We start from the raw sequence: 13,664 nt of genomic DNA, 5'->3' as shown, positions 1-13,664 counted from the left end.
CGAGTGGTGGTGATCGATCACCACGACTCCTACACCCAGAACCTGGCTCACCTGGTCGCCGCCGTCACCGGCACGCTGCCCGACGTGGTCCCGCACGACGAGGTCGGCCTCGCGGATCTGGCGGACTTCACCCACGTGCTGCTCTCGGCCGGCCCCGGACGGCCCGATGACCCGCACGACTTCGCCGTGGGCCGTGCGGTCCTCGCCGCCGCGGATCGGCCGGTGCTCGGCGTCTGCCTGGGCATGCAGGGGATCGTCGTCGCGGCCGGCGGCCGGGTCGAGCGCGTACGACCGGCGCACGGCGAGGTCGCCGTGGTGTCGCACGACGGCCGCGGGGTGTTCTACGGCGTACCGTCCCCGATGAGGGCGATCCGCTACCACTCCCTCGCCGCCGTCGAGGTACCGCCTGCGCTGGAGGTCTCGGCGCGCGCTGAGGATGGCACCGTGATGGGCGTGCGACACCGCGAGCTGCCGTTCGAGGGCGTGCAGTTCCACCCCGAGTCGATCCTGTCCGAGTACGGCGCGGCCATCGTCGCCAACTTCCTCGCCGGTGTGCGATGAGCGCTCCCGACCGCTGGGTCGAGGTCGCCGGCCGGCGCTTCGAGGCGGAGCTGTCGCTGACCTACTCCGCCGCCGCGGGTGAGGTGCGGTTGCATCGAGCCAGCGGTGCCGGCGGTGTCGTCACCGAGGTGGTCGGCGACGACGTATGGGTGGTGCTGCGTGGGCTTCTCGACCAGGGCCTGACGGCCGCCGGTTACCTCGGCTACGCCTGCCGCCGTGACCTGCCCGCGCGGCCCTCGGCGGGTGTTCCGGATGCGGTGCTGGTGCTGTGCGAGGGGTCGGCGGTTTTGACCCCCAGGGGTCAAAACCGCACGTTGTCGGGCAAAGCTTTGCCCCCCAGCCTTCGGGTTGGACCCCCAGGGGTCAAAACCGCCGACCGAGCCCCGGGCACCTACCGCGAAGCGTTCGCCCAGGTGCAGGAGGCACTGCACGCCGGCGACACCTACGAGACCAACCTGACCTACCGCATCGCCGGCACCACCAGCCGCACCCCCGGCGAGCTCTGGTCGGCGCTGGAGCCCACGTCGTACGCCGGAATGCTCGTGCACGACACCCCCGGCGTCCGGTGCGCGAGCGCCTGGCTGATCAGCGCGAGCCCGGAGTGCTACGCCCGGATCGGCGACGGTGTCGTGGAGACCAAGCCGATCAAGGGCACCACGCCACGCGGCTCGACGCCGGAGGAGGATGCGGCCAACGCCGAACGGCTGCGCACCGACCCGCGCTTCCGCGCCGAGAACCTGATGATCACCGACCTGCTGCGCAACGACCTCTCCCAGGTCTGCGAGCCCGGGACGGTCGAGGTGCCAGCGCTGATGGCGGTCGAGTCCTATGCCAGCGTCCACCAACTCGTCACCACCGTGCGCGGTGCCCTCCGCCCCGGCCTGGACGCTCTCGATGCCGTACACGCCCTCTTCCCGGCCGGCTCGATGACGGGCGCTCCCAAGTTGCGCACGATGGAGCTGATCGATCGGCTGGAGGCCACCCCCAGAGGCGCGTACGCCGGGGTCTTCGGCTGGCTCACCCGCGACGCGGCGGACCTCGGCGTGGTCATCCGCAGCATGACCAGCCCGGACGGCCGCACCTGGACGCTGGGCACCGGTGGCGGGGTCACGGTGCACAGCGACGTCGAGGAGGAGTACGCCGAGACGTGCTGGAAGGCGGCGCGGCTCCTCAACGCCTTGGGCCTGTGACAATCTTGTCGCTATGGGAATCCACCTGCGCAATGTCGTGCTCGACACGACGGACGTGCCGCAGCTCGCGGAGTTCTACCGCGCGCTGCTGGGGTGGAGCTACCCCGACGGCTTCGAGGTCGGGGCGGAGGACTACCAGGACTGGCGATCGATCGTCGGTCCAGGGGGTGAGCGCCTCTCCTTCCAGCGAGCCGAGTCGGTGACGCCGACGACCTGGCCGGACCCGACCGTGCCACAGCAGTTCCACCTCGACTTCCTTCTCGACAGCGTCGAGGAGCTGGAGGCGCAGCACCAGCACGCACTGAGCCTGGGAGCCGAGGTGCGGATGGACCGGAGCGACGACGAGTTGGAGCCGCTACGGGTCTACACCGACCCGAGCGGCCACACCTTCTGTCTGTTCGCCTGGCCCGAACAGGACCTGTGAGGTTCACCCGATGATTTCCGACGCGAGAAGTAGGCAGGCAACAGCGATGGTTACCGTGGAAGACATGGAGCAGCCGCACGTCATCGTGCTCTTCGGGGCGACAGGAGACCTGGCCAAGCGAAAGCTGCTGCCCGGCCTGCTGCGGCTCTTCGAGGCCGGGCTGCTGCGCGACGCGATGATCGTCGGCACCTCGTTGGAGGAGATCGACACCGAGCAGTGGGCCAAGCTGGCACGCCAGGCGTGTGAGGAGTTCGGCAAGGGCGAGGTGACCGACAAGCGCTGGGCCCCGTTCGAGAAGATGCTCGCCTACGTGCCGACCGGCCTGGGTCCGCACGCCCTGGCCGACAGGGTCCGCGAGGCCGAGCGCCAGCTCGAGCCGCTGGGCCGGACCATCGGCCGCCTGCACTACCTCAGCGTGCCGCCGAAGGCTGCGCTCGACGTGATCCGGCAGCTCGAGGAGGCCGGCCTGGTCGACCGTGCGCGGATCATCATGGAGAAGCCGTTCGGCACCGACCTCGCCTCGGCGAAGGTGCTCAACGCCAAGATCCACGAGGTCTTCGCCGAGCAGCAGATCTTCCGGATCGACCACTTCCTCGGCAAGGAGGCGGCGCAGAACATCCTCGCCTTCCGCTTCGCCAACGGTCTGTTCGAGCCGATCTGGAACCGGAACTTCATCGACCACGTGCAGATCGACGTACCGGAGACGCTGGGTCTGGAGGGGCGCACCGCCTTCTACGAGGGCACCGGCGCCTACCGCGACATGGTGGTGACCCACCTGATGCAGATCCTGGCGTTCATGGCGATGGAGCCGCCGACCTCGCTTGCGCCGGGGCCGATCAGCGACGAGAAGAACAAGGTCTTCCGCTCCATCCGGCCGATCGACCCGAAGAACGTGGTGCGCGGCCAGTACACCGGCTACCGCGGCAAGAACGAGGTCGCCGACGACTCCGACACCGAGACGTTCATCGCGCTCAAGGTGATCATCGACAACTGGCGCTGGGCCGGCGTGCCGTTCTTCCTGCGCACCGGCAAGAAGCTGGCCGAAGGTGCGCGGATCATCTCGATCGCCTTCAAGGAGCCCCCGCTGACGATGTTCCCGGCGGGCTCCAACGCCGGTACGCAGGGGCCCGACCACCTCACCTTCGACCTGGCCGACCAGTCGAAGATGTCGCTCTCCTTCTACGGCAAGCGGCCGGGTCCGGGCATGAAGCTGGAGAAGCTCTCCATGCAGTTCGCCACCTCCGAGACGTCGTCCTCGACAGGCGTGCTGGAGGCCTACGAGCGGCTGATCCACGACGCCATGCGCGGCGACCACACACTGTTCACCAGCGCCGAGGGCATCGAGACGTTGTGGGAGGTCTCCCAGCCGCTGCTCGACAACCCACCGCCGGTGCGGCTCTACGCGCCCGGCTCGTGGGGGCCCAACGCGATCCACCAGCTGATCGCGCCGCACGCCTGGCGGCTACCGTTCGAGCGGTCGTGGCGCGAAACGCCCACGACGACCAACCGGCGCGGCTGAGGTCCGGCGGTCTTGACCCCCAGGGGTCAGAACCGATGGCTGGGGGGCAAAGCATTGCCCGTCAACGTTCGGTTCTGACCCTCAGGGGGCAAAACCGTCGTTCAGCTCGCGGGAGCCCCTGCGGACAGCTGCGCCAGGATCTCCGTCGTCGCCCGCGCCATGCCCTTGGCGTCGTACGGCGGAAGCGCGACCCCGTTGAGCGACTGGATGAGGCTGCCGTTCTGCAGGAACGCGGAGACGACGTAGCCGCTCTTCTTGCGCTGCACGACCAGCTTGGCCGCGTCCGCGCCGGGCACCTCCGGCTCGGTGACCGTGCCGGCCGGCTTGTCGGTCAGCGTCTTCCAGGCGGCGTCGAGCCCGCCGTCGAAGAACAGGTAGGACATCACGAACGTGGGGCCGTTCTTCTTGGCCGGCAGCAGGGCGCAGCGCGGCGTCGCGGCGGTGCCCTTGCTGATCGTCAGCTTCTCACCGAGGGCCTGGGAGATCTTCGCGGCCGAGAGGCTGTCGCACGGGTTGAACGTGGCAGCGGCGGTCGCCGAAGCGCTCGGCGAGGCGGCACCCGAGGCGGCACCTGAGGCGGCACCCGACGTGGCGCCGGTCGTGGCGCCGGTCGCGGTGGGCGAGGCGTCGTTCGACGAACCGCCGCACCCCGCCAGCAGCACCGCCAACGGCAGCACTGAGAGCACGGACACGACACGACGCTTCACGAGACCTCCACGGGCTGGGTGCGGGGCGCGGGCGAGGGCGAGCCGGGCACGCGCATGGTCAGCCGGGCGCCGCCGTACGGCGAGCGGCTGGCCGAGACCGTGCCCGCGTGACGCTCGACCACCTGGCGCACGATCGCCAGGCCGAGCCCCGAGCCGGGCATGGAGCGCGACTCGGTGGCGCGGTAGAACCGGTCGAACACGTGGGGCAGGTCGTCCTCGGGGATCCCCGGGCCTTCGTCGTCGACCGTGAGGACGCCGCCGTGCAGCGTGACGTGCACGGTGCCGGACTCGGGCGACCACTTCGCGGCATTGTCGAGCAGGTTGGTGATCGCCCGCTCCAGGCCGGGGGCCTCGCCGACCACCCACCACGGGTCCGCCTCGATCTGCCAGGTGACCGAGGGCGCGCGACGGCGTACTCGGGTGACGGCGTGGTCGAGGACCTCCGGCAGCTCCACCGGCTCGACCACAGGCGGCAGCGGCTCGTCGCGGGCCAGCTCGACGAGGTCCCCGATGAGGGTGGTCAGCTCCTCCATCTGCGCGCGTACGTCGTCGAGCAGCTCCTCGCGCTGCGCCGGCTCCAAGGACGCGCCGGCCTGGGTGAGCAGGTCGATGTTGGTCCGCATCGAGGTCAGCGGCGTGCGCAGCTCGTGGCCGGCGTCGGCGACCAGCTGCTTCTGCCGATCCCTGGAGGCGGCCAAGGCGATCAGCATGTCGTTGAAGGAGACCGAGAGCCGGGCGATCTCGTCGTCACCTTCGACAGGGATCGGTGTGAGGTCCTCGGTGCGGGCGATCCGCTCGACGTCGGCGGTGAGCCGGCGGACCGGCCGCAGGCCGCCGTTGGCGACGAACCAGCCGGCGAAGCCGGCGGCGATGACACCGGCGATGCCCAACGCCAGCATCAGGAGGCCGAGCTTGGTGAGCACGTGCTCCTGGGAGGACATCGACTGTGCGAGCACGAGGGCGCTCCCCGGGCTGTGTGGCAGCGGTACGGCGATGACACGGTAGGTCGTGTCACCCACCGTTCGCGTGCGCAGGCTCTGGATCGACTGGCCCTTGGCAACCGCGAGCTCCGGGGCGCCGAGCGCCGGGAATGGAGCCGTGTCGTTGGTCGGCAGGCCGACCTTCCCGTTCGAGCTGTAGATAGCGATCCGCAGGTCTGCGGCGCCCAGCGCCCACGGCGGGATCGAGGCGGTACCCGAGTACGGATTGACCTGCAGCGCCTCGGCCGCGGTGTGGGCGCGCTGGCTCAGCGAGTCGTCGAAGGTCGACTGCAGCTGGGCGCGGACGGTGATGTAGCCACCGATGGCGATCAACGCCACCACCAGCCCCACCGCCGCCGTCGTGAGGATCGTGACCCGACTGGCGAGCGAACGCCCACGCAGCCAGGTCGGATGCGGGATGGTCATTCCTTCAGCACATACCCCACGCCGCGCACCGTGTGGATCAGGCGCGACTCGCCCTCGGCCTCGGTCTTGCGTCGCAGATAGCCGACGTAGACCTCCAGCGAGTTGGCGGTCGTGGGGAAGTCGTAGCCCCAGACCTCCTCGAGGATGAAGGAGCGCTCCAGCACCCGCTTGGGGCGGCGCAGGAACATCTCCAGCAGCGCGAACTCGGTGCGGGTCAGCTCGATGGCGCGGCCTGCTCGAGTGACCTCGCGCGAGGCGGTGTTCATGGTCAGGTCGGCGAAGCTGAGCACCTCGTCGGCGCCACCCTCCGTCGGTACGGCGCGGCGCAGCAGCGCCCGCATCCGCGCCAGCAGCTCCTGGAGTGCGAACGGCTTGGTGAGGTAGTCATCGGCGCCCGCGTCGAGCCCCTCGACCCTGTCACCGACGGCGTCGCGCGCTGTCAGGACGAGGATCGGCAGGTCGTTGCCGGCCTGGCGCAGCGCCTTGGTGGTCTCGATGCCGTCCAGGCGCGGCATCATCACGTCCATCACGACGATGTCGGGCGCGGCGGCGGAGATCCCTGCCAGCGCCTCGGCTCCGTCTGCGGCCATGACGACGTCGTACCCGTTGAACTCCAGCGACCGGCGCAGGGACTCGCGGACAGCCTTGTCGTCATCGACGACAAGGACCCGGGACTTCACGGTGCTCACGGTGTCACTCTGCCACCTGTCACTGAGTCGGCGCTGAGAGCGCGGCTCACGAAACCTAAGGTGTCGATCCCTCGGGAGCTGGGAGGCACAACCGGACGAAGCTGCCCGGAGCCTTGCGCTCGTAGGTCAGCAGCCCGCGGGAGAGGCTCACCGCTCGCAGGTGCCCGTGCGGCGTACGGACGAGGGCGCCGGCGCCGTGGCAGTGCTCGGGCGCCTGCGCCGCGGGCACGACCAGGTCGCCGGCGAGGGCGGCGGTGACCGATCCGTCCGGCGTGTCCGGGGCGGCCGAGACCACCGTCGCCGCGGTCACCGGGATGACGAGCAGCGCGACCAGGGCCATGCCCCTGACGCCGCCGAGGGTTCCGCGGAACGGCTGCACGCAGTGTTCAACGAGGAGCGGGCCCGGACGTGACGCGGCTCGGGGCGCGGTTTTGACCCCCAGGGGTCGAAATCGCACCCCGAGCGCGTGGACACCGCCCCATCCCCACCGCTCCTCGGGCAGGATGCAGCTATGTCCGCTACCGCCTGGTTCAGCTCACCCGCCGACGCTCTGGAGCGCCTGGGTGCGACCGGCTACCTCGCCGACGAGGCGACAGCGACCACCGCCTTCCTCGCCGGGGCCCTGGAGAAGCCGGTGCTGGTCGAGGGGCCGGCAGGCGTCGGCAAGACCGAGCTCGCCAAGGCGGTGGCCCGGGCGACGGACGCCGAGCTGGTCCGCCTGCAGTGCTACGAAGGACTCGACGAGGCCCGGGCGCTCTACGAGTGGAACTACAAGAAGCAGCTGCTGCGCATCCAGGCCAGCCAGAGCCTCGGTCAGGGTGCCGAGGGCGGGGCCAGCTGGGAGGACGCGCACGACGAGATCTTCAGCGAGGAGTTCCTGCTCAGCCGGCCGCTGCTGACAGCGATCCGGCGGGACCGGCCGACGGTGCTGCTCATCGACGAGGTGGACAAGACCGACGTCGAGGTCGAGGGCCTGCTGCTGGAGGTGCTCAGCGACTTCCAGGTGACGATCCCCGAGCTCGGCACGATCACCGCCGTACGGCGCCCGTTCGTCGTCCTGACGTCCAACGCCGCCCGGGAGCTCTCCGAGGCGGTGAAGAGGCGCTGCCTCTACCTGCACCTGGACTATCCGTCGGCCCAGCGCGAGCGCGAGATCGTGAGCCGGCACGTGCCCGATCTCGACGAAGGCGTGGTCGGCCAGCTGGTCGACGTGGTGGCGCGGCTGCGCGAGCTGGAGCTGAAGAAGGCGCCCTCCATCGCCGAGTCGGTGGACTGGGCCCGCACCCTGATCGCCCTGCAGCGCGACACCCTCGATGCCGCGGCCATCGACGCGACCCTGGGCGTGGTGCTCAAGCACGTCTCGGACCAGGAGCGCGCCCGCCGGGCCCTGCGCGATGCCTCCCCCCGCAACTCCTCGACCACCTCGGCCCACCCGTTCCGATGAGCGCGCAGGCACCTGACCTTTCCTACCGCGACACGCCGGTCCGGGGTGCGGAAGGTCAGGTGCGTCCATGAGTCTGCTCGACCGGCACATCGCGTTCCTCGAGGCCCTGCGCGGGGCGGGGATGCCGGTCTCGCTCTCCGAGGACCTGGATGCGGTGACAGCGCTGGGAGCGGTCGGCTGGTCCTCGCGGACGACCGTGCGCGACGTGTACGCCGCCACGGTGGTCAAGCGGCAGAGCCAGCGGCTCACCTTCGACGCGCTCTTCGAGCTCTACTTCCCCCGGCTGATCGGCGACGGCGCGCAGAAGGTGACCTCTGAACGCGCAGAAGGTGACCTCTCGACGTCTGCGGACAATGCCGGGGCCCTGGCTGCTCTGCAGGAGGAGGTTCTGGCGGCTCTCGAGGCCGACGACGTGGATCGGCTGCGTGAGCTGGCTGCGGAGGCCGTCGGCCGGTTCGGAGCGATGCCCGGTCGCGGCCCGGGACTCTCGTCCTGGTCGTCCTACACCGCGTTGCGCCGGCTCTCCACCGACGAGCTGACGGCCAAGCTCATCGACGGGCTGAGGCGGCACGGCTGGTCCGAGGAGGAGGCCGAGCGGGTGGCGTCGCGGCGTACGGGCTCCTACGTGGCGATGGTGGAGGCCGATGCGCGCCGCCGGATCGCGGAGGAGAAGGGTCCCGATCACATCGCCCAGGTCACCGTGCGACCCACCATCGACCGGCTCGACTTCCTGCAGATGCGGCGAGCCGACCTCGACGACCTGCGCCGCGAGCTCTATCCGCTGGCGCGGCGGTTGGCCACCCGGTTGGCGCGCGAGCAGCGCTCGCGGCGACGCGGCCCGCTGGACTTCCGGCGTACGGTCCGGGCGTCGATGGCGACCGGTGGCGTCCCGATCCAGACCCATCACCGCCCGCGACGCCCGCACCGCAGCGAGCTGGTGGTGCTGTGCGACGTGAGCGGCTCGGTGGCCAACTTCGCCACCTTCACGCTGATGCTGGTCTTCGCCCTGCGTGAGGTCTTCACCAAGGTGCGGGCCTTCACCTTCGTCGACGACATCACCGAGGTCACCGACCAGTTCCGGCCGGGCGCCGACCTGGTGGACGTGATGACCGGGCTGGTGGCCTCCTCGGCGCACGCGGCGCGGATGGGCCGGACCAACTACGGGCGGGCGTTCAGCCGTTTCGTGGAGTCGCACGCCGATGCGCTGACCCCGAAGACCTCGCTGCTCATCCTCGGTGACGCCCGCTCCAACTACGCCGACCTCTCGATGCCGGCGCTGCGCGAGATGGTCGACCGCACGCGCCACCAGTGGTGGCTCAATCCGGAGGTACGCCGGCAGTGGGACACCGGGGACTCGGTCGCGTCGCGCTACGGCGCCCTCGTGCCGATGGTGGAGTGCCGCAACCTGACCCAGCTCGCGGAGTTCGTGAAGGATCTCGCCTAGCGGCACTCGGCCAGGCTGCCAGCGCACGGCTCAGGCCAGGTAGCCCAGCTCTCGCATCCGGTCGAGCTCGGCGACCAGCTCCGGGTGGTTCGCGGAGTCGGCCTGACGGCCGCCGGTGAGATGCCGGTCGGCACTGCCCACCGTGCCCGCAGCATCGGCGTCGTAGACCACCGTCAGCCGGTGGCTCGCGCCTGCATTGACCAGGCCGCCGAGCAGGGCCACCGGGTCGTTGCGATCCTCCAGCGCGAGGACGCGGGTGGTCTCCGGGACACGGGTGGCCTGTGCCGCCGGCGCCCCGACGGTGACCACCTGGTCGACCACGAACTCCTCGACCGGTGTCGCCGCGAGTGCCGTCGCGGTGGCGCCGCCGGCGGCAGCACCGACAAGCATCACGCGCGCGCCGGGCTCGACCGCCGCCGCGATGCTGCGGGCCGCCTCGACGACGTAGGAGCCGGTGGGGGCGGTGACCAGCCGGAGCCGTCGCTCCCCGACGTGCTGGCCGGCCAGGTAGACGATGTAGCGGCCGGGCGCGGCGAGCCTGATGGTGACGGCGGTGGTGGCCTGCTCCAGGGCGGCGATCAGGTCGGTCAGTCCGCGCGGTGCCTCGCCGTCGTCGGCGGCCGAGGCTCCCTCCGCCTCGAACGGCTCCGCGATCAGCTCGGCCGCTGTGTCGCGGATGGCAGCGCCGACATCGACGTGCAGCGGGGCGATGCCGATCGCGCGCAGGCCGCCGGCTGTTGCGGCCACGTGCTCCTCGCCGGCCGGCATCCCGGAGGTGAGCATGCTGCGCAGCTGCAGACTGTCGAGCAGGCCGCCGCCACCCGAGGTGATGTGCTCCATCAGCTCGGGGTTGGCCGCGGCGAGCTCGCCCAGGTAGGCGGCGACGCCGTCGCGATCCAGGGCGTCGGTCTCGATCATCCCGGCCGAGACCAGGGAGCCGCCGAGCTCCACCTCCGGCGCCAGGAACCCGATCGCCCGTCCGGCGATCGAGCCGAGCGAGCGGTAGGCGGCGGTCTGCAGCTCGTCGATCCAGCGATAGGTCAGCACGGTCGCCCGTACGGCGAGGGCGTCGGCGTCCATCTCCAACGAACGCCCGAGCAGCCCGCCGCGTCCCAGCGACGCGGCCTCGATCGACTCGACGGCTGCGTCGTAGGTCTTGTCGGAGAGCTCGGCCGACTCGGTCACGTCGGGGTCGCGCAGAACGTCCTGGCCGGTCCGCGACCAGGCCCGCAGCTGCTCCCCGACCGCGTCGAAGCCGTCCGCGACCTGGAGCATCCGCTCGTAGGTGGCCTCATCCATGCCGCTCGACATCAGGCCACCTCCGCCAGCAGCGGCGCCAGCTCGGCGGCGAGATCGGCGGCCTCGACCCGGACGACCTCGAGGCGGTCGTCGCCGCCGGTGGCGCTGGTGGGATCGTCGGGCTCGCTCGCGCGATGGGGGCGCAGCGCGTGCCATCCGTCGGCGAGCAGTGTCCAGGCGGCGACGCCGATGGCGCGTGGCTGGGCGGCACCCGAGGCGGTCGGGACCGTCGAGACCATGGCGCGCACCCTTCCGTGTGCCTCACCGGCCAGCGCGGTCAGGACCGTGCCCAAGGTGGCGTCGCCGGCGATCACCGGGACCAGCTCGGGTCGGCCCGCTCGGATCGCCTCTGCGGACGCGGCGGCGACCTGCCAGGGCACCCGCAGCGTCGTCGGCACGAGGGAGGAGCGCCGGCGGGTCTCATCGGGCAGCGCCGCGACCCGGCCGAGCTCGGCCGGCCAGGCCGCGGCGGCGAACCAGGCCAGCTCGAAGACCAGCCCGTCACTGGTCGCCAGGGTGGCCACCGAGCCGTCGCGGTAACGGTGCCAGGCGCGCGCCCTCAGACCGTCGACGGCGACGTCCAGGTCGAGTGCCACGGTCGGCGCGGCGAGCAGGCCGAGGGCACCGGCGATGCCCGGGTCGACGCCGGTCGCGGCGTCAGGGCCGGACGGCATGAGCAGTCCCCGGCGATGCAGCGACTGCGCCGGGTCGCCGAGCCGGGCGAGAACCTCGGCGTACGCCTGGTCCTGCGTGGCCGTCGGGTTCAGTCCCAGCCTCGCGGAGAGGCCGCCGCCCTGATCGACCGTGGGCGTCACCAGGTCGAAGGGCAGTGGTGCCGTCAGGGTCTCGGCGAGCAGCCGCAGCTCGGGCAGGGTCAGGCCGACACGGCGTGGCAGGTCGGCCCAGACGCGGTCGACGGGGGCCGGCGTCGGAGGTGCGACCCCCAGGTCGATGGTCGGCATCAGAGCTCCACCTCGAGCCACTCGCGGCGGCCTGGGGACGGCAGGGTGGTGGCCGGGAGCCGCCCCTCCTGAGCCAGGGAGTCGGCGCGGCGCTCGGTGGCGGCGATGGCCTCCTTGCGACGCTCGACCTCGACCAGGTGGCGCTCGAGCAGGTCGGCCGCCTCGTCGTGTCGTTCGGCGGTGGCGCGCAGCGAGACCGCCCTGTCGCGGATGCGTGCCCGGAGGGCCTCGGCGGCACGGCCGGGCCAGAGCACCGACTCGTTCCGGGAGACCAGCCGGTCGGCCTCGGCGCGGATGTCGCCTGCCTGCTCCCGCAGCCGTCCGACGTGGGCGCGGATCACCTCGCTGTCGCCGTACATGCTCCGGCTCCTTCCCGTGCGCGGTGCTTGCGAAACGTGGCGGCTCGGTATGAGGGTCGGCGAGGCGCTGGCACGCACGTCGCGCCTACCGGTCTCGGGTGATCTGGAAGAGCTGGCCGTGCGCTTCCTGCCCCGGATCCAGGTAGCCGTCGAGGGTGTCCCGGTTGGCGGCCACGTCGGGATCGGTGGAGGTGTCCACGGCAGCGGCGCCTGCCGTGTAGTGCTCGAAGGAGTGGTTGCCGGCCACGCCCTCGATGCCGGAGTCGAAGCGCACCGTGACGTGGTGGGCCGACGCCGGGGCCGGGCCGGCGAGCAGCGGAACCACGTCTCCCTCGTGCTCCAGCGAGAGCACGTGCACGCCCGGCGGATAGTGGTGCACCTGCGCGGTCGGTGCGCCGAGGGTGACCACGTTGGTCACGTCGTAGGGCGTCGGGTGCGAGGCCAGCGCCACCGCCTCCATGCCGCCCTGGCTGTGCCCGACCAGCAGCACCGGCTCCCCGGGCCGGATGCCTGCATCCCGCATCGCGGCGAGGACTCCGGCGCCGTACGCGGTCGGCTCACCGGCGAGCAGCCGCACGTTCTCCTGCATGTCGCGGACCTGGCCGTCGCTGCTCAGCGGGTTCATGTCATCGGTCCCGGGCAGGTAGACGACATGGCGCCGGGTGCCGTCGGCCGACACCAGGGTCTGCACCTCGACAACACCGTCGTAAGCGGGGTCCGAGCCCGACAGCTCGCCGAGATGGCCGACCAGGTCGGCGACGTTCCGAGGTGGTCGGTCCGACCCTGCGACCGTCAGTGGCAACCGCGTGGTGAGCGCCGCCGTCTCCGGGCCGTGGAGCCCGTCCAGCCGCCCGGTCAACCTGGCGACACCGCCGACGCCGAGTCCTGCGGTGAGCAGGCCGGCCGCCCCGCCGAGCGCCAGCCCGGCCTGGTCGCGCAGCGGCAGATCGGGCGCCTCCAGAAGGAGTGTCTCCTTGGCGTCGAGCCACAGTCGCTGCACCTCGCCGCTGTCGACGGCCTCGATGCTCTCCCGTGCCCCGGCCACCGCGCAGGCCAGCGTCTCCCACTCGGCTGCCACCACCGGCAGCGACTCCGTGCCGACCAGCGTGGCGACGAGCGCACCCTCGACCCGGGCGAAGCTCAGCGGTGCGAACGCCGCCGAGGCCAGGAGGTCGGGGTCGAGCAGCGTCTCGGTGGGCAGCCTGGACCAGCCCAGCAGGCGCAGCCCGGTGTGCGCGAAGCCGGTCGCGAGGAGGTCGAGATCGGCGTACGTCGCGGCGAGCGCCTCGCCGCCGCTCACGCCGGTGACGTGCGCCTCCCGCAGCTCACTGTGCTCGACCGGGGGCCTCATCCCAGCGCCCCGAGCGCGTGCGACAGCGCGTGCACCGCGCTGTCGAGGGCGTCGTGCACGACGCCGACCCGACGGGCATGCCTCTCCAGGGCTTCGGCGGCGTCCTCGTGCAAAGCCGCCGTATGCCGCAGGCCGCCTGCGCTGTGCCGGGTCGCGGCACGCATCGCGTCGGCGGCAAGGCCCTGCCAAGCGGTGTTCTCGGCGGCAGCGACCAGCTGGTCGGCGAGGTCGTGGATCTCGTCTGCTCGCCGGCGCAGGGCGTGGGCGAGGGCACGGATCGCGGCTGGGTCTCCGAACATGGTTCCTCCT

General features: G+C 71.6%; 15 protein-coding genes. 6 read left to right on the top strand and 9 right to left on the bottom strand.

Features of this window, described 5'->3' with window-relative positions; genetic code table 11:
* Positions 1 to 3 precede the first annotated feature (3 nt).
* The 4 genes from H036_RS0103330 (at position 4) to zwf (ending at position 3,694) form a co-directional block, all read left to right on the top strand.
* A complete protein-coding gene (locus H036_RS0103330; RefSeq protein WP_232421786.1) occupies positions 4 to 561 on the top strand; it encodes an anthranilate synthase component II in 558 nt (185 codons plus the stop codon).
* Positions 558 to 1,751, top strand: a complete 1,194-nt coding sequence (locus H036_RS21700) for an anthranilate synthase component I family protein (protein ID WP_017933354.1) — start codon at positions 558 to 560, stop codon at positions 1,749 to 1,751. Before H036_RS0103330 ends, H036_RS21700 begins: the two co-directional genes overlap by 4 nt.
* Before the next feature lie 13 nt (positions 1,752 to 1,764).
* Positions 1,765 to 2,175, top strand: coding sequence for a VOC family protein (locus H036_RS0103320; RefSeq protein WP_017933353.1), 411 nt, complete (start codon positions 1,765 to 1,767; stop codon positions 2,173 to 2,175).
* Positions 2,176 to 2,239: 64 nt separating this feature from the next.
* A complete protein-coding gene (gene zwf / locus H036_RS0103315; protein WP_017933352.1) occupies positions 2,240 to 3,694 on the top strand; it encodes a glucose-6-phosphate dehydrogenase in 1,455 nt (484 codons plus the stop codon).
* 101 nt (positions 3,695 to 3,795) lie between these two features.
* On the opposite strand, the gene H036_RS25115 is transcribed toward zwf, so the two are convergent.
* From H036_RS25115 to H036_RS0103295, 4 genes are read right to left on the bottom strand one after another with little or no spacing between them, the layout of a single operon-like run.
* Positions 3,796 to 4,386 (bottom strand): DUF3558 domain-containing protein, encoded by a 591-nt coding sequence (locus tag H036_RS25115; RefSeq protein ID WP_157416964.1) that lies wholly within the window; start codon positions 4,384 to 4,386, stop codon positions 3,796 to 3,798.
* Between the two features lie 11 nt (positions 4,387 to 4,397).
* Positions 4,398 to 5,807: a HAMP domain-containing sensor histidine kinase gene (locus tag H036_RS0103305; RefSeq protein ID WP_017933350.1), complete on the bottom strand. Its 1,410-nt coding sequence runs from the start codon at positions 5,805 to 5,807 to the stop codon at positions 4,398 to 4,400.
* Positions 5,804 to 6,496, bottom strand: coding sequence for a response regulator transcription factor (locus H036_RS0103300; RefSeq protein ID WP_017933349.1), 693 nt, complete (start codon positions 6,494 to 6,496; stop codon positions 5,804 to 5,806). Before H036_RS0103300 ends, H036_RS0103305 begins: the two co-directional genes overlap by 4 nt.
* A gap of 55 nt (positions 6,497 to 6,551) precedes the next feature.
* The gene (locus tag H036_RS0103295; RefSeq protein ID WP_017933348.1) at positions 6,552 to 6,875 is read right to left on the bottom strand and encodes a hypothetical protein; all 324 of its coding nucleotides are present in this window, start codon (positions 6,873 to 6,875) and stop codon (positions 6,552 to 6,554) included.
* A gap of 132 nt (positions 6,876 to 7,007) precedes the next feature.
* On the opposite strand from H036_RS0103295, the gene H036_RS0103290 reads away from it, so the two are divergent.
* Positions 7,008 to 7,940, top strand: coding sequence for an AAA family ATPase (locus tag H036_RS0103290; RefSeq protein ID WP_017933347.1), 933 nt, complete (start codon positions 7,008 to 7,010; stop codon positions 7,938 to 7,940).
* Positions 7,941 to 8,007: 67 nt separating this feature from the next.
* Complete coding sequence (locus H036_RS0103285) at positions 8,008 to 9,384, top strand: vWA domain-containing protein (RefSeq protein WP_017933346.1); 1,377 nt, start codon at positions 8,008 to 8,010, stop codon at positions 9,382 to 9,384.
* A gap of 30 nt (positions 9,385 to 9,414) precedes the next feature.
* Here the strand turns inward: H036_RS0103285 and H036_RS0103280 are convergent, their stop codons facing one another.
* The 5 genes from H036_RS0103280 to H036_RS0103260 all read right to left on the bottom strand — a co-directional run bounded on the left by H036_RS0103280 (position 9,415) and on the right by H036_RS0103260 (position 13,654).
* Complete coding sequence (locus tag H036_RS0103280) at positions 9,415 to 10,695, bottom strand: hypothetical protein (RefSeq protein WP_017933345.1); 1,281 nt, start codon at positions 10,693 to 10,695, stop codon at positions 9,415 to 9,417.
* On the bottom strand, positions 10,695 to 11,645 hold the full coding sequence (locus H036_RS0103275; RefSeq protein WP_017933344.1) for a hypothetical protein: 951 nt from the start codon (positions 11,643 to 11,645) through the stop codon (positions 10,695 to 10,697). Before H036_RS0103275 ends, H036_RS0103280 begins: the two co-directional genes overlap by 1 nt.
* On the bottom strand, positions 11,645 to 12,004 hold the full coding sequence (locus tag H036_RS0103270; RefSeq protein ID WP_017933343.1) for a hypothetical protein: 360 nt from the start codon (positions 12,002 to 12,004) through the stop codon (positions 11,645 to 11,647). The genes H036_RS0103275 and H036_RS0103270 overlap by 1 nt, the downstream gene beginning before the upstream one ends.
* Before the next feature lie 85 nt (positions 12,005 to 12,089).
* The gene (locus H036_RS0103265) at positions 12,090 to 13,355 is read right to left on the bottom strand and encodes a hypothetical protein (RefSeq protein WP_026145739.1); all 1,266 of its coding nucleotides are present in this window, start codon (positions 13,353 to 13,355) and stop codon (positions 12,090 to 12,092) included.
* On the bottom strand, positions 13,352 to 13,654 hold the full coding sequence (locus H036_RS0103260) for a WXG100-like domain-containing protein (RefSeq protein WP_017933342.1): 303 nt from the start codon (positions 13,652 to 13,654) through the stop codon (positions 13,352 to 13,354). Before H036_RS0103260 ends, H036_RS0103265 begins: the two co-directional genes overlap by 4 nt.
* Between the last annotated feature and the right edge of the window lie 10 nt (positions 13,655 to 13,664).

The organism is Nocardioides sp. Iso805N, from assembly GCF_000364605.1.
Taxonomy (GTDB): domain Bacteria; phylum Actinomycetota; class Actinomycetes; order Propionibacteriales; family Nocardioidaceae; genus Nocardioides.
The sequence above is the reverse complement of the archived record's forward strand: the minus strand, read 5'-3'. Positions and strand labels throughout refer to the sequence as shown.